This is a genomic window from Streptomyces sp. CNH287, from assembly GCF_000424825.1.
On sequence record NZ_AUKQ01000003.1, the window covers coordinates 21,693 to 44,690 of the forward strand.

Consider the following 22,998-nt stretch of genomic DNA (forward strand, 5'->3'; position numbering starts at 1 on the left):
ATATCCGTCGAAGGGGACGCAGCCTTCGCACCGTGTCCCCAGCGCGACAGCGCCCGGGCTGCCGCTGTTCATCCCCTGTGGCATAACGTCGGTGAGGCGCGGGCACCCCGCGTTCCGACGTCATGCCTTCGCCACACCGACGTCACGCAAAGGCGCGTTGACAGGAGTCAGAGGACATGCAGACCAAGCTGGACGAAGCAAAGGCCGAGCGGCTCGCGGAAGCCGCACGGGTAGCCGAGCAGAACCCGCTCGGGGGACACCCCGCGCAGGGGCCGGGGGACTTGGGGGGTCTCGGGTCCGGCGAGCATCACGCCCTCGCCGTGTATCTCCAGCGCTACTACCTGCATGCCGCTCCCGAAGACCTCACCGACCGTGACCCGGTCGACATCCTCGGCGCGGCCCTCGCCCACCACCGGCTCGCGCAGGACCGGCCGCAGGGCACGGCGAACGTCCGCGTCTACACGCCGACGGTCGACGAGAACGGCTGGACGTGCACCCACACCGTCGTCGAGGTCGTCACCGACGACATGCCCTTCCTCGTCGACTCGGTCACCAACGAGCTGTCCCGGCAGGGCCGCGGCATCCACGCCGTCATCCACCCCCAGATCACCGTGCGCCGCGACGTGACCGGCAAGCTGCTGGAGGTGCTCGACTCCGGCCGGGACACCCGCCTTCGGGCGGGCCACGCCGAGACCGAGGAGGCGCTGCCGCACGACGCGGTCACCGAGTCGTGGATTCACGTCGAGATCGACCGCGAGACCGAGCGGGAGGATCTCAAGCAGATCACCGGTGACCTGCTGCGCATCCTGTCCGACGTGCGCGAGGCGGTCGAGGACTGGGAGAAGATGCGGGACTCCGCCCTCCGCCTCGCCGAAGGGCTGGCCGCCGAGCCCATCGCCTCGGACGTGCGCGACCAGGAGGTGGAGGAGGCGCGCGAGCTGCTGGACTGGCTCGCGCAGGACCACTTCACCTTCCTCGGCTACCGGGAGTACGAGCTGGAGGTCGACTCGGGCCATGGCGAGGAGGAGCTGCTGCTGAGCGCCGTCCCCGGTACCGGGCTGGGCATCCTGCGCTCCGACCCCAAGCACCTCGACTCCGAGGGGCATCCGGTCTCCCCCTCCTTCAACCGGCTCCCGGCGGACGCCCGGGCGAAGGCGCGCGAGCACAAGCTGCTGGTGCTGACCAAAGCCAACAGCCGGTCCACGGTGCACCGCCGCTCCTACCTCGACTACCTCGGTGTGAAGAAGTTCGACGCCGAGGGCAACGTCATCGGTGAGCGCCGCTTCCTCGGCCTCTTCTCCTCCTCGGCCTACACCGAGTCGGTGCGCCGGGTCCCGGTCATCCGCCGCAAGGTGGCCGAGGTGCTCAGCTCCGCCGGCTTCACCCCCGACAGCCACGACGGCCGGGACCTGCTCCAGATTCTGGAGACCTACCCGCGCGACGAGCTGTTCCAGACCCCGGTCGACCAGCTCCGCTCCATCGTCACCTCGGTGCTCTACCTCCAGGAGCGCCGCAAGCTGCGGCTCTACCTGCGGCAGGACGAGTACGGCCGGTACTACTCGGCGCTCGTCTACCTCCCGCGCGACCGCTACACCACGGGTGTGCGGCTGCGGCTGATCGACATCCTCACGGAGGAACTGGGCGGCACCAGCGTCGACTTCACCGCGTGGAACACCGAGTCGATCCTCTCCCGGCTGCACTTCGTCATCCGGGTCACCCCCGGCAGCGAGCTGTCCGGGCTCACCGACGCGGAGACGGACCGGATCGAGGCCCGCCTCGCCGAGGCCGCCCGCTCCTGGGCCGACGGCTTCACCGAGGCACTCGTCGCCGAGTGCGGCGAGGAGCAGGCCGCCGAGCTGTCGCACCGCTACGGGCACGCCTTCCCCGAGGGGTACAAGGCCGACTTCGCGCCGCGCGCTGCCGTCGCCGACCTCCAGTACATCCAGCGACTGTCCACCGGGGGCGACTTCGCGCTGAGCCTGTACGAGCCGGTGGGCGCCGCCGAGGGCGAGCGCCGCTTCAAGATCTACCGCACCGGCGAGCCGATCTCCCTCTCCGCCGTCCTCCCCATCCTCCAGGCCCTGGGCGTCGAGGTCGTCGACGAGCGGCCGTACGAGCTGCGCTGCGCCGACCGCAGCAAGGCGTGGATCTACGACTTCGGGCTGCGGATGCCCGTCGCCCAGACGCAGGAGTTCGGGGACGACGCCCGCGACCGCTTCCAGGAGGCGTTCGCCGCCGTCTGGTACGGCCGGGCGGAGAACGACGGATTCAACTCCCTGGTGTTCTCCGCCGGTCTCGGCTGGCGCCAGGCGATGGTCCTGCGCGCGTACGCCAAGTACCTGCGCCAGGCGGGGGCCACCTTCAGCCAGGACTACATGGAGGACACCCTCCGCCGCAACGTCCACACCACCCGGCTGCTGGTCAACCTCTTCGAGGCGCGGATGTCCCCGGAGCGCGCCTCCGCCGGGCACGAGCTGACGGACGGCCTGCTGGAGGAGCTGGACGGCGCGCTCGACCAGGTCGCCAGCCTGGACGAGGACCGCATCCTGCGCTCCTTCCTGACGGTGATCAAGGCCACCCTGCGCACCAACTACTTCCAGTGCGACAGCCACGGCGCCCCGCACAGCTACGTGTCGATGAAGCTGGACCCGCAGCGCATCCCCGACCTCCCCGCGCCCCGCCCGGCGTACGAGATCTGGGTGTACTCGCCGCGGGTCGAGGGCGTCCACCTGCGCTTCGGCAAGGTCGCGCGCGGCGGCCTGCGCTGGTCCGACCGGCGGGAGGACTTCCGTACGGAGATCCTCGGCCTGGTCAAGGCGCAGGAGGTGAAGAACACCGTCATCGTGCCCGTCGGCGCCAAGGGCGGGTTCGTCGGCAAGCAGCTGCCCGACCCCTCGGTGGACCGGGACGCCTGGCAGGCCGAAGGCATCGCCTGCTACCGGACGTTCATCTCCGGCCTCCTCGACATCACCGACAACCTCGTCGCCGGCGAGGTCGAGCACCCCGCCGACGTCGTACGGCACGACGGCGACGACACCTACCTCGTGGTCGCCGCCGACAAGGGCACCGCGAAGTTCTCCGACATCGCCAACGAGGTGGCCGTCGCCTACGGCTACTGGCTGGGCGACGCCTTCGCCTCCGGCGGCTCGGCGGGCTACGACCACAAGGGCATGGGCATCACGGCGCGCGGCGCCTGGGAGTCGGTCAAGCGGCACTTCCGCGAGCTGGGCCACGACACCCAGACCCAGGACTTCACGGTCGTCGGCGTCGGTGACATGTCCGGAGACGTCTTCGGCAACGGCATGCTGCTCTCCGAGCACATCCGCCTGGTGGCCGCCTTCGACCACCGGCACATCTTCCTCGACCCGGACCCGGAGGCGGCGACCTCGTACGCCGAGCGGCGCCGCGTCTTCGAACTGCCCCGCTCCTCCTGGGAGGACTACGACACCAAGCTGCTGTCGGCGGGCGGCGGCGTCCACCCGCGCAGCGCGAAGGCCGTCCCGATCACCCCCCAGGTGCGTGCCGCGCTCGGCATCCCCTCCGGCGTCACCAAGATGACCCCGGCCGACCTGATGAAGGCGATCCTCAGCGCCCCCGTCGACCTGCTGTGGAACGGCGGCATCGGCACGTACGTCAAGGCGTCCAACGAGACGCACGCGGACGTGGGGGACAAGGCCAACGACGCCATCCGGGTGGACGGGCAGGAGCTGCGCGTCAAGGTCGTCGGCGAGGGCGGCAACCTCGGCCTGACCCAGCTGGGCCGGATCGAGTTCGCCACCCGGGGCGGCCGGATCAACACCGACGCCATCGACAACAGCGCGGGTGTGGACACCTCCGACCACGAGGTGAACATCAAGATCCTGCTCAACACGGTCGTCACCAACGGCGACATGACCGTCAAGCAGCGCAACGCCCTGCTGGCCGAGATGACCGACGAGGTCGGCGCGCTCGTGCTGCGCTCCAACTACGCGCAGAACGCCGCGCTGGGCAACTCGCTGGACCAGGCGCCGAGCCTCCTCCAGGCCAACCAGCGCCACATGCGCAGGCTGAGCAAGGAGGGCAAGCTCGACCGGGGCCTGGAGTTCCTGCCCAGCGACAAGCAGATCCGCGACCGGCTGGCGGGCGGTCAGGGCCTGACCCAGCCCGAGCTGGCCGTCATGCTCGCCTACACCAAGATCACGCTCACCGAGAAGCTGATCACGGGCGAGCTGCCGGACGACCCCTACCTCCAGCGGTTGCTGTACGCCTACTTCCCGCAGGCGCTGCGGGACCGCTTCACCGAGGCGATCGACACCCACGCGCTGCGCCGCGAGATCGTCACGACGGTGCTGGTCAACGACACCGTGAACACCGGCGGTTCCACCTTCCTGCACCGCATCAAGGAGGAGACCGGCGCGTCGACGGAGGAGATCGTCCGGGCGCACACGGCCGCCCGCGAGATCTACGGGCTCGGCGCCATCTGGGACGAGGTGGAGGCGCTCGACAACGTCGTTCCGGCGGCCGTCCAGACCCGCATCCGGCTGCACTCGCGGCGGCTGGTGGAGCGCGCCGCCCGCTGGCTGCTCAACAACCGGCCGCAGCCGCTGCTGCTCGCCGACACCATCGAGCTGTTCGGCGAGCGGGTGGAGGCGGTCTGCGCGGAGCTGCCCAAGCTGCTCAAGGGCGAGGACGCCTCGTGGTACGAGAAGGTGTACGACGAGCTGGCCGAGGCGGGCGTCCCGGCCGAGCTGGCCCGGCGCGTGGCGGGCTTCTCGGCCGCCTTCCCGGCGCTGGACGTCGTCGCGGTGGCGGGCCGTACGGACAATGAGCTGCTGGACGTCGCAGCGGTCTACTACGACCTGGCGGACCGGCTGGCCATCACGCAGCTGCAGGAGCGGGTGGGCGAGCTGCCGCGTGCGGACCGCTGGCAGTCCACGGCCCGCGCCGCGATCCGCGAGGACCTGTACGCGGCTCATCAGCTGCTGACGGCGGACGTCCTGGCGGCGGGGAACGGCTCGGCGTCGGCCGAGCGGCGCTTCGCGGCCTGGGAGGAGAAGAACTCCGCGATCCTGGCGCGGGCCCGGGCGACGCTCGACGAGATCCACTCGTCGGACACGTTCGACCTGGCCAACCTGTCCGTCGCCATGCGCACGATGCGGACGCTGCTGCGGTCGAACCGCTGACCGCGGCGCCGGGCGGGGAGCCGGGCCCGGTGGTCCGGGCTCCCCGCCCAGGCCGCTGACCAAGCTCCCCGTCCGGGCGGCGGCCGTCCGGACCACAGCCCGTGTGCACGGGCGCGGGGCCACCGCTGGGCCGATTGCCGCATCCTGTCCTCCGTACGGGCGACGGCGGCGAGCGCTGCCGTGCACGCAGATACGTTTTGCGTATTTTCGGCCAGGTGGCACCCGAGACCTTCCCTCCCTCCCGCCGCACACCGGCGGACGACGCCCCCGCGGCCGACCGCGACAGCTACTTCGACAACGCGAAGTTCCTGCTGGTGCTCCTCGTCGTGGCCGGGCACAGCTGGTCCCCGCTCGTCGACCGGATGAGCGGGGTGAAGGCGGCGTACCTCCTCGTCTACGCCTTCCACATGCCCGTCTTCGTCCTCCTGTGCGGCTACTTCTCGCGCCGCTTCACCGGCACCCCCGCGCAGCTGCGCAAGCTGGTCAGCGGGGTGCTGCTGCCGTATCTGCTCTTCGAGGCCGTCTACGCGGCGATATACACGCTGGTGTGGGACGAGCCGTTCTCCGTCACTCCGACCGAGCCGCGCTACCTCACCTGGTTCCTGCTGGCGCTCTTCCTGTGGCGGCTGACCGCGCTGGTGTGGCGGGCCGTGCGCTGGCCCGTCGCGGTGGCGGTGCTCATCTCGCTCGGCGCGGGGCTCACCAGCGTCGGGGAGGAGCTGGCGCTGCCGCGGGTGCTCCAGTTCCTGCCGTGGTTCGTACTGGGCCTGCGGCTGCGGCCCGAGCACTTCCGGCTGCTGCACACCGTCCTGGTCCGCCGGCTGGCCGTGCTCGTGCTCGCGGGGGCTGCGGCGGGCGCGTACTGGATCGCGCCGCGGGCGCGGACGGCCTGGCTGCTGATGCAGTCGGGCAGTGCCGAGCTTGAGGTGTCGCCCGGCCGGTACCTGGCGGTGCGGCTGGCGCTCTTCGCGCTCACCGCGCTGCTCGGCGCCGCCTTCCTGGCCCTCGTGCCCACCGGGCCCACGGTCTACACCCTGCTCGGCGCCGTCACGCTCTACCCGTACCTGCTGCACGGCCTGCTGGTGAAGACCCTCCAGGGGAGCGGCGGTTACGACCTCCTCGCGCCGGGCGGGCTGCTGGTGGCCGGGCTGCTGACGCTGCTGGCGGCGGTGGTCGCGGTGCTCCTGTGCGGCGTGCCGGTACGGCGGGCGCTGTGGCCGCTGGTGGAGCCGCGGCTGCCGGAGTGGCTGTGGCACACCTCCGCCGCCGCGCGCGCCCCCGCGCCCGAACGCGCCCCCGGGCCACCGCAGCCACTCCCGCCACCGCAGCCCCCGCACACCCCGCCGTCGTCCTCGTACGCGGCCACGTGAGCACGTGAGCACGTTCGGTGAGCGGGGATGAACGAGGGATGGCCAGCTGTCGTCCCGCTGTGGAATGTTCGGAATGCACTCCTACCGGGCACCCCGTCACCCGGCAGCCGCCCCTATACAGGCAGTCAGTCACTCCACCGCCGAGGAGGCCCCCATGACCGCAGCAGCCACCGCTTCCGCGGCCGAGGAACTGCCCGTGCCGAGGAACTTCTACGACGTGCCGGGCTGGTTCTACAACACCGACGTCGTCCTCTTCGACTGGTTCCTCTCCCGCCAGAAACGCCTGGGTGAGCGCGGCGACCTGCTGGAGATGGGCGCGTACATGGGCAAGAGCGCCGTCCTGATGCGCGCCTACCTCCGGGACGACGAGCAGTTCACGGTCTGCGACCTGTTCGATTCGGACGCGCCGGACGAGCACAACAAGCGGGAGATGCGCGGCTCGTACGCGACGCTCACCCGCCGCTCGTTCGAGAGCAACTTCCTCTCCTTCCACGACGAGCTGCCGCGCATCCTCCAGGCGCCCACCTCCGTGGTGCCCGACGAGGTGGCGGCGGGCAGCTGCCGCTTCGTGCACGTCGACGCCTCGCATCTGTACGAGCACGTCCACCCCGACATCACGCACTCGCGCGACGCGCTGGCCGCCGACGGGCTCCTCGTGCTCGACGACTACCGCTCAAGCCACACGCCCGGCGTCGCCTGCGCCACCTGGCAGGCGGTGCTGGAGGGGGAGCTGCGGCCGATCTGCGTGAGCAACAACAAGTTCTACGGGACCTGGGGCAACCCGGCCCCGATACAGGACCAGCTGCACGCCGAGCTGAAGGAGCGGGGCGACTTCTGGCTCCAGTGGCAGGACGTGGCCGGCCACCGGCTGCTGCTCGTCGGCGGCGGGAAGGCGGCGCCGCCGCCGCTGCCGGTCTCCCGGTACGCGGACTCCCCGGGTGCGGGTGCGGGTGCCGGGCCGTCCGCCGGGGCCGGGGCCGCGGGCGGGGGGCCTGCGGGGCGTACGGCCGCGCCCGGCGCGTCGCGGCGACAGCGCTCCCGAATGGGCCGGGTGGCCGCTGACGTCCTGCCGCCGGTCCTCACCCGGGCGCTGGTGCGGGCGCGGAAGGCCCAGCGGCGCCGCGGGTGAGACGCGCCGCCCCGGGCGGCCTGAGAGGGTGCGCGCGGGGCGGGATCACCGTAATTGTGTGATATTAGGCCAATCAGGCCCAATGTGTGCGGTGATCCGCCAACACGCCCGCCCGGGACGGCGGAGGCGGACGCCTCCTGGTCGACAGTCGGAAGCCGTTCGGCTGTCGTCAGCGAGCGTTTGCTCCGTCGTCCGGCGGGTACTGCGCGACGCGTGTCCGCCTAGGAATGGTGATCATGCCCCGTCTCAGTGTCATCGTCCCTGTCTTCAAAGTTCAGGGCTACCTCAGAGAGTGCCTGGACTCCGTCCTCGGCCAGTCGTTCACCGACCTGGAGATCATCGCCGTCGACGACTGCTCGCCGGACGGCTGCGGCCGCATCCTGGACGAGTACGCCGCCCGCGACAGCCGGGTCACCGTCCTCCACCTGCCCGCCAACGTCGGCCTGGGCCGGGCCCGCAACGCGGGCGCCGAGCGGGCGCGCGGCGACTACCTGCTCTTCCTCGACAGCGACGACAGCTACCTGGACGGTGCCCTGGAGGCGGTCGCCGGGCGGCTGGAGGAGTGCGGGGAGCCGGACGTGCTCGTCTTCGACCACGTGCGCTCCTACTGGTGGAACGCCGTGCGGCCGAGCATCTTCGGCGAACTGCTGGCCGGTCCCGGCACCGCCACCGCCGACGTCTTCGAGCGCCCGGAGCTGCTCCGCCTCTTCGCCGTGGCCTGGAACAAGGCGTACCGCCGCGCGTTCTACCAGCAGCACGGGCTGGCGTTCGAGCCCGGCCTCTACGAGGATGCGCCGCTCGCCTACGAGGCCATGGTCTCCGCCCGGAGTATCGGCTGCCTGCCGCGCGCCTGCCTCAGCTACCGGCAGCGCCCCCAGGGCGCCATCACCCGCTCGCCCGGCCGGAAGCACTTCGACATCTTCCGCCAGTACGAGTCGCTGTTCGCCTTCCTGGACGCACGGCCGGAGCTGGACCCGCTGCGGCCCCTGCTCTTCGAACGGATGATCAGCCACTACTTGTTCTGCGTCCGGCGGCCCGACCGGGTGTGGCCGTCCGACCGGCGCGCGTACTTCCGTGCCGCCGCCCGCCACTACCGCCGGTTCCGCCCCGCCGGGTTCCTTCCGCCCACCGGCCCCGAGGGCGTCGCGTTCCGGCTGCTGGCGGCCCGCTCGTACGCCGGGTTCGCCGCGCTGGAAGCAGCCAAGCGGGGCCGCAGGTCGCTGCTGCGCACGGGACGGCGGGCGCGGCACGTGCTGGGCGGGCCCGGCTACCGGCTGTACTACCGGCTTCAGCGGCGGCTTCCGCTGGACGCGCGCCTCGCCGTGTACAGCGCGTACTGGGACCGGGGGGTGACCTGCAACCCGGCCGCGGTCGCCGCCAAGTGCGCCGAGCTGGCGCCGCGGGTGCACGCCGTGTGGATCGTCCGCCGCGACGCGGTGCCCGACCTGCCGCCCGGCACGGACTACGTGCTGCCGCGCTCCCGCCGCTACTGGCAGCTGATGGCACGCGCCACCTACTTCGTCAACAACGTGAACTTCCCCGGCACCGTGGACAAGCGCCCGGGGCAGATCCACCTCCAGACCCACCACGGCACCCCGCTCAAGAAGATGGGGCTGGACCAGCAGCCCCACCCGGCCGCCGGTATGGACTTCCGCGCGCTGCTGCGGCGCGCCGCGCGCTGGGACGTCAGTGTGTCCGCCAACCCGCACTCCACGGAGGTCTGGGACCGGGCCTACCCCTGCGCCTACGAGCATCTGGAGAGCGGCTACCCGCGCAACGACGTCCTCGCCACCGCCACCGGCGAGGACGTGCTCGCCGCACGGGACGCCCTCGGCATCCCCCGCGACCGGATCGCGCTGCTCTACGCGCCCACGATGCGCGACTACCGCAAGGGCTTCGTGCCGCAGGCCGACCTCGCGCGGCTGAGCCGGGAGCTGGGCGAGGAGTTCGTTCTGCTGGTGCGCACGCACTACTTCTACGGCGACAGCCCGGCGCTGCTGGAGCTGCACGAGCGCGGCCTGGTACGGGACGTGTCGCGCCACCCGCGCGTCGAGGAGCTGTGCCTCGCCTCGGACGCGCTGATCACCGACTACTCGTCACTGATGTTCGACTACGCGGTACTCGACCGCCCCCTGATCACCTACGCCCCCGACTGGGACGCCTACCAGGCCTCCCGCGGCGTCTACTTCGACCTGCTCTCCGGCCGCCCCGGCGACACCCCCGGCGCCGTGGCCCGTACGGAGCGGGAGCTGGCCGAGGTGTTCACCTCCGGGGCGTGGCAGGGGGCCGCGGCGGACGCGCTGCGCGGCGCGTTCCGCGAGCGCTTCTGCCCCTACGACGACGGGTACGCCGCCGAGCGCGTGGTGCGCCGGGTCTTCCTGGGCGAGGAGGCCGCCTCGCTGCCGCCGGTCGTGCCGGTGGCCGAGCGCCGCCCCGCGCCGCCCGCCCGGCACGTGGAGCCGCCGGAAGGGCCGCCGCCGCCGAAGGTGCCGCTGGGGTCACTCCCGTGAACCGGCCGCGCGCCGCCGCGCCGACCTGCCCGGCGGGGCCACGGCGAGCATCCGGTCCACCACGCGGGCGGCGGCGCTGCCGTCGTCGAGGTCGCAGAACGCCTGCTGGAACTCCGCGTAGCGCACGGTGTGCTCGGCGGCCACCGCCTCCACCTCGCGCAGCGCCCCGATCACCTCGTGCGAGGTGGCCAGCAGGGGGCCGGGCGCCCGTTCGGCGAAGTCGAAGTAGAAGCCGCGCAGCACGTCGCGGTAGCGCTCCAGGTCGTAGGTGAAGAAGAGCATCGGACGGCCCGTGTGCGCGAAGTCGAACATCAGCGACGAGTAGTCCGTGACCAGGACGTCCGCGATGAGCAGCAGTTCCGCCAGGTCCGGCCAGGCGGAGACGTCGCGCACGAAGCCGTCGCCGGCGGCCGGCACCGCGTCCGCCACCAGGTAGTGCTTGCGTACCAGCAGCACGTGGTCGGCGCCGAGCGCGGAGCGGGCCGCGTCCAGATCGAGCCGCAGGTCGAACTTGCAGTTGTTCCGGTCGAAGCGGCTGTCGTCCCGCCAGGTCGGCGCGTAGAGCACCACCCGCTTGTCCGCCGGGACGCCGAGCGCCTCGCGGACCTCCTCGGCGTGCTTGTCCCGGTCGGCGGCGTACAGCAGGTCGTTGCGCGGGTAGCCCGACTCGAGGATCTCGCCCTCGTAGCCGAACGCCCGCCGCAGGATCGGGGTGCTGAAGCGGTTGGGGGAGACCAGGAAGCTCCACTCGGCGGTGCGCCGGGTCAGCCCCGCGAGGTAGGCGTGGTTGGCGTAGACGCTGTCCGCCAGGTCCAGCCCGATGCGCTTGAGCGGGGTGCCGTGCCAGGTCTGCACGGCCGCCTGCCCCTCCCGGCGGGCGAACCAGCGCGGGAAGTGGGTGTTGCCCACCAGCCAGCGGCAGCGGGCGAGCGCCTCGTGCCACTCGGCGCTGCCCAGCACCACGGCCCGGGCCCCGGCCGGTACGGCGGCCTGCCCGTCGCGCACCGCCCACAGGTGCTCCACCCCGAGGTCCCGGTGCCGCATCTCCTCGTAGAGGGCGCGCGGTGAGTCGGAGAACTGGCGGCCGTCGAAGCTCTGGTAGAGCACCGCGTCCCGCAGCGGGCGGCGCCGCGCCGCCGGGTAGCGCACCGTGCTCAGCCGGTGCTGCTGGTACGCGCCCTCCTCGCGCGGGCCGAGCACCGAGCCGGACAGCAGGAACAGCCGGTCGTGGAAGCGCCGCTCCAGCGTGTACGTGCGGTCGGCCTCGTGGGCGGACGGCAGCGTGGCGTGCAGCGCTGGCCGCAGCCGCAGCGGTACGTCGGCGGTACGCCGCTCCGCGCCCGGCACCCGCAGGAAGGGGTACCAGCGGCCCTGGCGCAGCGGCAGGCCGCCGGGCGCGGCCGTGGCCGGGCGGAGCCGGGCGGTGAAGCGGTCGCCCGCCCGCTCGACGGGCACCGTCACCTCCTCCCGGTGGCCGCTGTGCTGCCAGACCAGTTCCCGGGCACCGGCCGCCCGGGCCGGGAAGCTGCCGGAGACGACGAGTTCGCCGTCGGTACTCCAGGCGAGCGTGTCGGCGACGGGGTGGATCGTGCGGTCGGTGAGCACCAGGTGGCCGGAGGCGTCGGGGCCCAGGCACAGCTCGCGCGGCGCGCCGCCGAGCCGGGCGTCGGCGCCCAGCGGGTAGCGGCCCGGCGCGGTGTCCTGGGGCGCCACGATCCGGTGGGCGGCGCCGTCCGCGAGCACCAGGGTCACCCGCCAGGTGTCGGACGGGCGGGGCGCGAGGCGGGGCGGGGGCGGGGCAGCGGCGTCCGGTGCGTCCGCCGCCTCCGGTGCTGTGTCCGGTGCGGCGTCCGGAGCCGCCTCCCGTGCCGCCGCCTCCGGCTTCCCGCCCGGCCTCTCCGGCGCCGCGTCGGCCGGTGCCTCCGCCTGCGCCTCCGCCGTCTCCGGTGCCCCCGCCGTCTCCGCCTCCGCCCCCGCGCCCCCGTCCTCCGGTGCCGTGCGCGCCGCCGCCAGTTCCGCGAGCGGCACCCGCACCGTGAAGCGCGTCCAGCCGTCCCCGGCGGCACCCTCGTCGCGCACCGGGTACTCGGCCGAGGCCCCGGAGTGCTGGTGCCCGGCGCGCAGCAGCACCGGCCGGTGCTGCTCGCGGACCCGGCCCGTCAGCTCCAGCGTCCGCCCGTCCCAGCGGTGATCCTCCAGCCGGGCCGCCGTCTCCTCCAGCGACAGCCGCAGCCAGCCGCGCCGGAACGCGGGCACCAGCCGTCGCCCGTCGCCGAGTTCGCGCGCCTGCGGCTGCGCCCCCGAGCCGTCGCCGCCCGGCTCGATCCGGCCGCGCCGCAGCAGCCCGCCGCTCAGCACCCCGAGCACCGGGGTCCACGAGACGGTACGGCCGTCGGGCCGGCGGGAGCCGGGCAGCCGCGCCGGGTCGATGGTGATCTCGAAGCCCGAGGCGTCGTACGAGTACAGCCGCTGCCGCGAGTTGCGGGTGGCCTCCGGCGCCGGGACGCTCCGGACGCGCAGCGGTGTCCGGCGGCGGCTGCCCTGCTGCCGCAGCCAGCCGACCTTGCGGGAGCTGCGGCGGTGCCCCGCGTCGACCGAGCGGACGTACGCGTAGCCGCGCAGCAGCAGGGTGCCGTCCGGCTGCCAGCGCGCCTCCCGCAGCCGGGCGACCAGCGGCAGGTCCGCGGAGCGCGGGCGGGCGACGGTGCGGGGCACGGGGATCTCGCGGCCGTCCGGGTGCTGGTAGGCGGCGCGACGGGCCCGGATGCCGTGCGTACGGAAGACCCGCGGGTTGTCGCGCTCGAAGGCCAGCGCGTCGAGCAGGTCCGCGGTACGCCGCTCGCGGATCAGGTGCCATTTCATCCGCAGGCCGACGGGCAGTCCGGCGAAGACCGCCGGGTCCACGCGGGAGGCGAACTCCGCGGCCAGCACGGTGAACAGGCCCTGGTAGCCCTCGCCGCCGCGGTGCAGCGCCTTGATGAAGGGGATCATGTCGCCGGTGAGCACCGAGCGGTCGTAGTGCCGCTTCGCCGCCTGTCCGGCCCAGCCCGGCCCGCCGTGCTCCGCGAGCCTGCGGCTGACCTCGTCCACCACGGCCAGCCGGTCCCGCAGCACCGCGAGTCCGGCGTCCTGGCCCGCCGGGGCGCCGGGGGGCGGCTGCTGCGTCCGGCAGATGTACTCGCTGCGTACGTCCACAGCCTCCGCGAGGTAGTGCGCGGGCAGTGTGACCGCGGTGTCCTCGCGCAGCGGACCGTCCGGCCAGTGCAGGGCGTGCCGCTCCCAGAAGGCGCGGCGGAAGACCTTGTTGCCGATCGGGCGGTCGTGGGCCAGCGAGGGGTGGCGGGTGATGTGGGTGCCCTGCCGGGTGCTCTCCATCGCCTTGCGGAACGCGCCCGCCTGGGCGCTGCCCGTCGGACGCCCCCGCAGCACGTTGCCGGTGGCGAAGTCCGAGCCGGATTCCTCCAGGCTGCCGACGAGCAGCGCGTACGCGTCCGGCGGCAGCGTGTCCGCGGGGTCGGCGAAGGCGAGGTAGGTGCTGCCGGGGTCGGTGTGCCGCAGCCCCGCCGCCCGTGCCCGGCCCAGGCCCTCGCCGTCCTGCTCCACCACCCGGAAGCGGCCGTCGCCCGCGGCGAACCCGACGGCGGCCGTACGGGCGGCACCGTCGGCGGCCGTCGTCACGAGTACGACCTCCAGGTCCGCCAGGGTCTGCGCGGCGATCGAGCGCAGGCACTCCTGGAGCGGCCTGCCGGCGTGCTGGACGGGGACGACGACGGAGAGACGCGGACTCATCGGACACGACCGTTCATCAACAGCGGACATCTGGCTCGCGGACGGCCGCGACGGAGCCGCCGCGTCCGGCCGTACTGCTCAACCCCGGTACGGCGCGGGGGTCACGGAGGTCCTCCGTCCGGGTGAGTCATCGCACGCCCGTCCGGCCGTCCGGCGCCTCCGCCTGTCCGGCCGTCCGCGCGTGGCCGCCCCCGGCCGCACCGCAGCGGGCGTCCGGCCCGGCCGTACGCAACCGCTGCGCCGTCGCCCGCGCCCAGCGGCGCAGCTCGGGCAGCCGCTCCGGCGCGGTGAGCGCGCTGCGGTGCACGAAGTCGCCGCCGCCGCCCCGGCGCAGCAGCGGACGGTAGCCGTGGTCGGCCAGCCGCTCGGGGGTGAGCCCGGTGCCGCGCGCGAGCGCGCCGTCCACGTGCAGGAACTCCGGCCGGGCGCGCTCCAGTACGTGGCGGCGCAGCGCCGCCATGTCGTGCGCGGCGTAGGCCGCCGCGACCTGGGGGTCGGTGCCGCCGGTCAGCCCCAGGACGCGCTGCGGGCCGGCGACCAGCAGGGCGCCGCCCGGCTCGGACAGCCCGGCCGTGCTCCGCTCCAGCCCCAGGCGGTGCGCGTACACCGCGAACATGGCGCCGTACCGCTGCGCGGTGAAGCACAGCGCGGGACCCTGCGGAGCCACCGGCGGCGCGGCCGGTGCCAGCAGCAGCCCGCAGCCGACGGTGACCGCCAGCCCCGCCCGTACGTACGGCCGCCCCGCCTGGCGCAGCAGCGCACCCGCGCCCCGGCGCAGCCGCCCCGGCCGGGTCAGAGCCAGAGCGAGCACGGAGGCGGTGGCCAGCGCGGCGGCCTGGGCGCCGGGCGGCGGGTCGGTGGTGCGCGGCAGCCAGTGGCCGAAGGAGGCGTGCCACCACAGCAGTCCGAGGCCGCAGGGCAGCCCGAAGGCGAGCGCGTACGCGCCCAGGGCGCGCGCCGCCGCAGCGGCCCGCGGCCGGTGGAGGGGGAAGCGGCCCGCCCGTACGGCGCACAGCAGGACCACGGCGGGGAAGACCGCGGCGAGCCCGAAGGCGTCGGTACGGGCACCGGCCGCCAGCGCCGCGCACCCACCGGCGGCCATCGCCGTACGGGGGCTCAGCAGGTGCCCGTGCACGAGGCCGCGCACCACGGTGCGGGTGAACAGCGCCAGCGCGAGCGCGTACAGCGGGCTCGCCAGGCCGGAGAAGAGCCACCGCAGCACCGGCGGCGGCACCGCCAGCGCTCCGGCCGCCAGCAGGACCACCGGCCAGCCGTCCCGGCGCAGCAGCGCCCGTGCCGTGCCCGCGACGGCCGCCAGCACGCCCGCCACGCACAGCAGGGCCAGCAGCTTGGGGAACCAGACCAGGTCCGGCACCCCCCACAGCGAGCGGTGGTCGAAGAGCGCGAGCCGCCGGGCCAGCACGAGCAGGCCCAGCCAGCCCGGTCCGGTGAAGCCCTCGGAGGGGTCGGCGCCGGGCTGCGGCACGGGGCCGTGCCCCTCGTCGAGGCTGCGCGCGTAGGCGAAGGTGACGGCCGCCTCGTCGGTGATCCAGGAGCCGAGCCGCAGCGCCTGGGCGCCGACCAGCGCGGTGCCCGCCGCGACCGCCGCGGCCTCCGCCCGGCGGGGGCGCGGGCGGCCCGGGGGGCGGGTTGGCACCGGGTCGGTGCCGGACACGTCGTCAGGGCGGGGGTGTACGACGGGTTTCGTCATGCTCGGCACAACTGGACGGCGGGGGCGGGGTTACTCGGCCTCCCCCGGTCCGGTGAGCGGATAAGCCCACTTGGCGCAGTGCGCTGCGCCGGTCGCCGTACGCCCGTCGCGACGCGCGGCGCGCGGCGGCGGAAGGAGCTTCCGCCACCGCGCGCCGCACCGGCCCGGCCGCCGCCGCGGCCGGGAGCTCACTTCACCGCGCCCGCCATCACGCCGGAGACGAACTGCCGCTGGAAGGCGAAGAAGACCGCCAGCGGGATGATCATCGAGACGAACGCGCCGGGCGCCAGTACGTCGATGTTGCTGCCGAACTGGCGCACCTGCTGCTGGAGCGCCACCGTGACCGGCGGCGAGCCGGCGTCCGCGAAGATCAGCGCCACCAGCATGTCGTTCCACACCCACAGGAACTGGAAGATCCCCAGCGAGGCGATGGCCGGGCCGCCCAGCGGCAGCACGACCCGGAGGAAGAGGCGGATCTCGCCCGCCCCGTCGAGCCGGGCCGCCTCCATCAGCTCGCGCGGGATCTCGGCGAAGAAGTTCCGCAGCAGGAAGACGGCGAAGGGCAGCCCGAAGGCGGTGTGGAAGAGGACCACACCGGGTGTCGTCTCGAAGAGCCCGAGCGTGTTGAACAGCTTGGACACCGGGATGAGCGCCACCTGTACGGGCACCACGAGCAGCCCGACCACCACCAGGAACCACCAGTCGCGGCCGGGGAAGTCCAGCCACGCGAAGGCGTATCCGGCCAGCGCGCCCAGGATGACGACCAGCGCCGTCGACGGCACCGTGATCATGAGGGTGACCAGCAGCGAGTCGGTGATGGCGTCGTTCGCCAGCAGCGTGTCGTAGTTGCTGAAGGTGAGCTGGCCCGGGTCGCCGAAGACGCTCCACCAGCCGGAGTCCGCGATGTCGGTGGAGTCCCGGAAGGAGGAGCCGAGCAGACCGGCGGTCGGCAGCAGCCAGAAGAGGCCGACCAGCAGCAGCACGACCCGGGTGGCCGTACCGCCGGTCAGCGCGGCGATCCGGGACGCGACGGACCGCTTGGCCCGTACGGAGGTCACCTCGGTGACCGGCGGGGTCTTGCGGGCGGGTGCGGGGGGCAGGGTGCTCATCGGCGGTTCTCCCTCCGCAGTCGGCGGATGTTGATGATCATCACGGGGACGACGAGCAGCAGCAGGACCACCGCGATGGCGCTGCCCACGCCCTGGTTCGCGCCGCCGCCGAACGACGACAGGTACAGCTCCAGCGCGAGCACGTTGGCGTCGGACTGGGTGGCGCTGGGCGCGATGATGTAGACGAGGTCGAAGATCTTCAGCACGTTGATCATCAGGGTGACGACCACGACCGAGAGGACCGGGGCGAGCAGCGGTACGGTCACCTTGCGGAAGACCTGCCACTCGTTGGCGCCGTCCATCCGCGCCGCCTCCAGCAGTTCGCGCGGAATCCCGGCGAGCCCGGCGGCGATCAGCACCATCGCGAAGCCCGCCCACATCCAGATGTACGAGGCGATGATGGCGGGGGTCACCAGCGAGGGGCCGAGCCAGTCGACACCGTTGTACGGCTCCGCGAAGTTCGAGGCGGGGAGCCGGAGTGCGGCGCCCTCGGCCTCCTTGGGCAGGGCGTACGTACCGTCGTCGCCGGTCTTCGCGGAGGCGACCACCTCGCCGCCCTTCACCGCCTCCACGGTGATCCCGGCCAGCGCCTTCTCCTTCGGGTCGATCGCGCCGGGCTTGCCGCCGCCGCCCTTGGTGAAGTCCAGCCAGACCGTGCCGCGCACGCCGCCGCCGGCGGGCTTCGCCTTGCCCGCCTCGCCCGCGCCCGCCGCGTCCTGCGGGGGCACGCCGACCAGCGGCAGGTCCGCCGTACCGGAGCCGTCCACGGGGGACTCGGTGGTGAACGAGCCGCCGCCCGATTCCTTGAGGTCCGAGGTCGGCCGGGGCCGGGCCCCGGGCCAGGCGGAGGAGTCGGTGAAGGTGTCATGGACGCCCACCCACACCGCGTTGGCCACCCCGCGGTCCGGGTCCTGCTGGTAGACGAGGCCGAAGATGATGCCCGCGGCGAGCATCGAGATCGCCATCGGCATGAAGACGACCATCTTGAAGGCCGTGCCCCAGCTCACCCGTTCGGTCAGCACCGCGAAGACCAGGCCGAACGCCGTGGCGACCGAGGGCGCGACGATCACCCAGACCAGGGTGTTCTTGACGGCGGTCAGCCGGTCGCCCGAGAAGACCTCCGTGTAGTTGTCCAGGCCCACGAAGCCGGAGCCGGAGGAGTCGAAGAAGCTGCGGTAGAGGGAGTAGACGATGGGATAGGCGACCAGCGCCCCGAGCAGCAGCAGCGCGGGGAGGAGGAAGCCGGCGGCGATCCAGGGACGGGTGCTCATGAGCGAGCCGCGCCCGCCGGCGCCCCGCCCCGGCGGCTTGCTGCCGCCGGAGGGGGACGCCGCCGCACCGGATGGTGTGTCGGGGGCGGGTGCGCCGGTGGCGCCGGTCTCCTTGGAGACCGGCGTACCGGGGCCGCCCGCCGATGCGTTCGACATGGAGGTCCTGTCCCTGCCCGTCAGCTCTTGAACGCCTTGGCGGCGGACGCCTCCAGCGCGCGCTGGGCGCCGGCCACGTCCTTCGGGTTCTTCAGGAAGTCCTGGAGCGCCTTCCACTCACCCTCGCCCTTGGTGCCGCCGAACGCGGCCGGTGCCTGGTCGGACATGTCGAAGCGGAAGTCGTCACCCGCGTCGACCAGTGCCTTGGCGATCTCGCGCTGCACGTCGTTGGGGTAGGCGGCGGTGTCCATCTCCTTGTTGGGGGAGACCACGCCGCCCTGCCCGGTCCAGATCTCGGCGGCGTCGGTGGAGGCGAGGAAGGTGAGCAGAGCCTGTGCGCCCTTGCTGTCCTTGAGCGCCACGGCCGCGTCCCCGCCGGTGACCACCGGCGGCTTCGCGCCGACCTTGGGGAACGGGAAGACCTTGGCGTCGGTGCCGATCTTCGCCTTCGTGTCGCTCGTGATGTTCGCCCCGACGAAGTCCGCCTCGAAGACGATGGCGGCCTTGGGCGCGTCCGTGCTGGAGAAGGTCTTGGTGACGGACTCGGGGAACGGCGTCTGGAGCGCGCCCTTCTTGCCGCCTGCCAGCAGCCGGTCCTTGCCGAACAGTTCGCCGAGGGTGGTCAGCGCCTTCTTCACGGACGGGTCGGTCCACTTGATCTCGTGCTTGGCCAGCTGGTCGTACTTCTCCGGGCCCGCCTGCGAGAGGTAGATGTTCTCGAACCAGTCGGTGAGCGTCCAGCCGTCGGCGCCGCCGACGGAGACGGGCTCGACACCCGAGTCGGAGATGAGCTGCGCCTGGGTGAGGAAGTCCTTCCAGGTCTTGGCCTCGGTCGCGCCCGCCGTTTCGAACGCGGTGGTGTTGTACCACATCAGGGACTTGTTGGCGGCCTTCGCGTAGACGCCGTACTGGGTGCCCTCGTGCGCGCCGAGGTCCTGCCAGCCCTGCGAGAAGTTCTTGCTCAGCTGCTTCTTGGCCGCATCGCCCAGCGGCTTGATCCACTTCTTCTTCGCGAACTCGTGCAGCACGCCGACCTGCGGCAGGAAGGCGACGTCCGGCGGCGCGCCGCCCTCGATCTTGGTGCCGAGGAAGGTGGCGGTGTTGTCGCCGGTCGGGACGAGCTTGACCTCCGCGCCGGTGCGCTTCTCGAACTCGTCGAGGACCTTGCGGAAGTTCGCCTCCTCCGGGCCGGTCCACACGGCGGCCACCTGGAGCTTCTGGCCGTCCAGCTTGGGCAGCTCCACGGAGGGCGCGGCCTTCTTGTCGCCGGTCTTGCCGCCGTCGCCTGAGGAGTCGTCGTCGCTGCCGCAGGCGGCGGTGAAGGAGAGGGCGAGCGCGGCGAACAGGGCGGTCGCGGAGCGGGTGCGGAGGTTCCGGTGTGCCGTACGGGATCTCATGTCGGGGGTTCCTTCCGGAGTGGACGAGCAGAGCGGACAGAGTCGTCAGGGGGACGGGGAGGGGACGGGGGTGCGGGCAGGCGGAGGTGCCGTCAGGGGGCGGTGCGGTCGCTGATCCACCAGGCGGCGGTGGAGCCGGGCAGCACCGGGCCCTCGCACGGCCCGCTGGCGAGCAGCAGCGTGGCGGGGACGGGGGCGTCCACGGGGGTGGTGCCGAAGTTGACGGCGCACACCAGGCCGTCACCGCGCGCGAAGGCCAGCACGTCGGGCGGCGAGTCCAGCCACCGCATGCTGCCCGTGCCCAACTGCGGCAGCCCGCGCCGCAGTTGCAGCGCCTCGCGGTAGAGGTGCCAGAAGGAACGCGGGTCGGACAGCGCACGGTCGGTCGCGTGCTCCGCGAACCATTCGGGCTGGGGCAGCCACGGCTGTACGCCCTCGGTCCCGGCCGTGAAGCCGAACGGCGAGGCGTGCCCCGACCAGGGCAGCGGCACCCGGCAGCCGTCGCGTACGCCCGTACGGCTGCCGGTGCGGCGGAAGATGGGGTCGGTGAGCAGTTCGTCGGGCAGGTCCACGACCTCGGGCAGGCCCAGCTCCTCCCCCTGGTAGATGTACGCGGCGCCGGGCAGCGCCAGCATCAGCAGGGCGGCGGCGCGGGCGCGGTCCGAGCCGAGGCCGCCGCCGTCGATGCCCGGCTCGCCCGCGTAGCGGGTCACCGACCGCACCTGGTCGTGGTTGTTGAGGACCCAGGTGGTGGTGGAGCCGGTGTCCGCGATGTCGCGCAGCGCCTCGGAGATCGACTTGCGGAAGGCGTCGGCGTTCCAGGGCGCGCTGAGCAGGTCGAAGAAGAAGGCCTGGTGCAGTTCGTCGGGCCGGATGTACTGCGCGTGCTCGCGGGTGGTGGGGACGGATATCTCGCCCACCAGCAGCCGGTCGCAGCCGTCCTGCGCGGTGTACTCCTCGCACACGGCCCGCCAGCGGCGCCACACCTCGTGCACCTCGGGCTGGTTCCAGGCGAGCGGGTTGACCGAGTCGCGCGACCGCTCGTCGGCCAGCGGGTCGGGGGAGTCGGGCAGCGCGCGGTCCTTGAAGAGGCCGGCCGCGACGTCGATGCGGAATCCGTCGATGCCCCGGTCCAACCAGAAGCGGAGGATGTCGTCGAAGGACTCGGCGACGTCGGCGTCCCGCCAGTTCAGGTCGGGCTGCTCCGGGGTGAACAGGTGCAGGTACCACTGGCCCGGGGTGCCGTCGGGCTCGGTGACCCTGGTCCAGGCCGGGCCGCCGAACATCGCGTGCCAGTTGTTGGGCGGCTCGTCGCCGCCGGGGCCGCGCCCGTCGGCGAAGTGGAAGCGGTCGCGGGGGGCGCTGCCCGCAGGGGAGGCGAGCGCCTCGCGGAACCAGGCGTGCTCGCTGGAGCAGTGGTTGGGCACGATGTCGAGGACGAGCTTCATGCCGAGCCGACGGGCGTCGGTGACCAGCCGGTCGAACTCGTCCAGGTCGCCGTAGACCGGGTCCACGTCGCGGTAGTCGGCGACGTCGTAGCCGTGGTCGTGCTGGGGCGAGGGGTAGAAGGGGCTGAGCCAGATGCCGTCGACACCCAGTTTCTTCAGGTACGGCAACCCCGCCCGGACGCCGGCGAGATCACCGATCCCGTCGCCGGTGCTGTCCAGGAAGCTCCGGACGTACACCTGATAGATCACCGCGTCGCGCCACCAGGCGTCCGTCGTACGCGGGGGGAGGCCGTCACCATGCGTGAGTGCCGACATGTTCGCTGCCCGTTCTCTGGAGATACACGGCGCCCGCTGGCCGCCGGTTGCCTGCATGTTAGGTAGGCGTGTCCAGGGCGTGTCAACGGAAGTGCGGAGCGGGAAACTGAACTTCAGTGGGAATGGCCGGATATGACGGGGGTTTGAGCGCGTTGCGAGATGGTGAAGATAGCGATTGACTACTTAACAAGTGACTACAGAGCCGGGGGAGTGCCCGATGTGCCGGAGGTACCGGAGGTGCGGCACCGCGCGGCGGGAGAGACCGCGGGGGCCGGCACCCGGCCCCGTCTCAGTCCCGGCGCGCGATCGCCGTCAGCTCGCGGGAGAGCCGGTCCACGGCACTCCTCGGCGACTGCCGCAGCGCCAGCACGTCGTGCACCACCGCCTGGACGGCCAGCGTCACCTGGTCGTAGTGCGGGCTCTTGGTGCGCGGCTCGGCGCGGAGCAGGCTCCGGCGCAGTATCGGCAGATAAGGGTGGTCGCGTACGAGCGCCGGATCGTCGTACAGATCGGCGCGCACGGGCGGCAGCCCGCCCTCGGTGAGCACCCGGCGCTGGGCGGGCGCGCTGGTGAGGTACGCGATCAGGTCCGCGGCCGACTCGCTGTTGCGGGAACCTTTGTTGACCGCGAGGTTGGAGCCGCCGAGCACGCTGGTGCCCGGCCCGTCGGGCCCCGGCAGCGGCACGGCCCCGAAGTCACCGGCGACGGCCGAGTCCCGCTGCCCGGCCAGGGAGTACACGTACGGCCAGTTCCGCAGGAAGAGCAGCTCGCCGTCCTGGAACGACTCGCGCGACTCCTCCTCCTTGTAGCGCAGCGCCGCGCGCGGAATCCAGCCCTCGCGGACGCCCTCGGCGAGGAACTCCAGCCCCTCGCGCACCCGCCCGTCGACGGTGACCCGCGCGCCCTCGTCCGCCAGCAGTGTGCCGCCCGCCGACAGCACGGCCTCGGTGAGGTTGGCGGTCAGCCCCTCGTACGGCAGGAACTGGCCCGCGTAGCCGTCGAGTCCGTACTCCGGCGCGATCGTGCCGGCCTGCCGGGCCAGCTCGGCCCAGGTCCGCGGCGGACGCTCACCCTCCCGGTCCAGGATGTCCTTGCGGTAGTAGAGCAGCCCGGCGTTGGTGACGTAGGGGACGGCGTACAGGCGCCCGTCGAAGGTGGCGGTGTCCACCACCGGGGGCAGGAAGGTCTCCAGAGGGAAGCGGTCCCGGCGGAGCGGGGCTATCCAGCCCGCGGCGGCGAACTCCGAGGTCCAGGCGACGTCGATGTTGAGGATGTCGTAGCGCGGCCGGTCCGCGCGCAGGTCGGTGATCATCTGGGCGCGGGTCTCGTCGGCGGACTCCGGCAGCTCGACGACCGTGACCTTCTCGCCTGGGTGCGCGCTGTTCCAGTCGTCCAGCAGCGGACCCAGATAGCGGGTCAGGTCGTCGGAGGTCGCCAGCGTCATCGGCCCCCGGCCCGCCGGGGCGTCGCGCTGCGGCCCCAGACCCGCGTAGCCGGAGGCGACCACGGCGGCGGCCAGAAGACCCCTGCCCGCGGCTCGCGTCCACCGCATCAGCACCCCCTTGTGCGTCGGCCCGTGGCTTCTTGCCCCCACATCTGGGGCTCATATATACCCGTTAGGCATAGGCGAT

11 protein-coding genes are annotated in these 22,998 nt (G+C 73.0%); 4 read left to right on the forward strand and 7 right to left on the reverse strand.

Annotation, left to right across the window (positions count from 1 at the left end; genetic code table 11):
- The first annotated feature begins 176 nt into the window (after positions 1-176).
- The 4 genes from H299_RS0100100 to H299_RS31325 all read left to right on the forward strand — a co-directional run bounded on the left by H299_RS0100100 (position 177) and on the right by H299_RS31325 (position 10,171).
- Positions 177-5,162, forward strand: coding sequence for an NAD-glutamate dehydrogenase (locus H299_RS0100100; protein ID WP_027746749.1), 4,986 nt, complete (start codon positions 177-179; stop codon positions 5,160-5,162).
- 215 nt (positions 5,163-5,377) lie between these two features.
- Positions 5,378-6,532 (forward strand): acyltransferase family protein, encoded by a 1,155-nt coding sequence (locus tag H299_RS31320; protein WP_051261973.1) that lies wholly within the window; start codon positions 5,378-5,380, stop codon positions 6,530-6,532.
- Between the two features lie 154 nt (positions 6,533-6,686).
- Entirely contained in the window at positions 6,687-7,661 is a 975-nt protein-coding gene (locus H299_RS0100110) for a class I SAM-dependent methyltransferase (protein ID WP_027746750.1), read from the forward strand.
- A 236-nt stretch (positions 7,662-7,897) separates the two neighbouring features.
- Positions 7,898-10,171: a bifunctional glycosyltransferase family 2 protein/CDP-glycerol:glycerophosphate glycerophosphotransferase gene (locus tag H299_RS31325; RefSeq protein ID WP_078512411.1), complete on the forward strand. Its 2,274-nt coding sequence runs from the start codon at positions 7,898-7,900 to the stop codon at positions 10,169-10,171.
- Here the strand turns inward: H299_RS31325 and H299_RS31330 are convergent.
- From H299_RS31330 to H299_RS0100150, 7 genes are all read right to left on the reverse strand, one after another.
- Positions 10,160-13,960: a bifunctional glycosyltransferase/CDP-glycerol:glycerophosphate glycerophosphotransferase gene (locus H299_RS31330; protein WP_051261975.1), complete on the reverse strand. Its 3,801-nt coding sequence runs from the start codon at positions 13,958-13,960 to the stop codon at positions 10,160-10,162. The two genes, H299_RS31325 and H299_RS31330, sit on opposite strands and share 12 nt — an antisense overlap.
- A 127-nt stretch (positions 13,961-14,087) precedes the next feature.
- Positions 14,088-15,671 (reverse strand): hypothetical protein, encoded by a 1,584-nt coding sequence (locus H299_RS0100125; protein ID WP_158692237.1) that lies wholly within the window; start codon positions 15,669-15,671, stop codon positions 14,088-14,090.
- Between the two features lie 188 nt (positions 15,672-15,859).
- Complete coding sequence (locus tag H299_RS0100130; RefSeq protein WP_078512344.1) at positions 15,860-16,780, reverse strand: carbohydrate ABC transporter permease; 921 nt, start codon at positions 16,778-16,780, stop codon at positions 15,860-15,862.
- The gene (locus tag H299_RS0100135) at positions 16,777-18,207 is read right to left on the reverse strand and encodes a carbohydrate ABC transporter permease (RefSeq protein ID WP_037757168.1); all 1,431 of its coding nucleotides are present in this window, start codon (positions 18,205-18,207) and stop codon (positions 16,777-16,779) included. Before H299_RS0100135 ends, H299_RS0100130 begins: the two co-directional genes overlap by 4 nt.
- A gap of 20 nt (positions 18,208-18,227) precedes the next feature.
- Complete coding sequence (locus H299_RS0100140) at positions 18,228-19,604, reverse strand: ABC transporter substrate-binding protein (RefSeq protein ID WP_027746754.1); 1,377 nt, start codon at positions 19,602-19,604, stop codon at positions 18,228-18,230.
- Between the two features lie 92 nt (positions 19,605-19,696).
- Positions 19,697-21,367, reverse strand: a complete 1,671-nt coding sequence (locus tag H299_RS0100145) for a glycoside hydrolase family 13 protein (protein ID WP_027746755.1) — start codon at positions 21,365-21,367, stop codon at positions 19,697-19,699.
- 289 nt (positions 21,368-21,656) lie between these two features.
- Entirely contained in the window at positions 21,657-22,919 is a 1,263-nt protein-coding gene (locus tag H299_RS0100150) for an ABC transporter substrate-binding protein (RefSeq protein ID WP_027746756.1), read from the reverse strand.
- Positions 22,920-22,998: the final 79 nt, after the last annotated feature.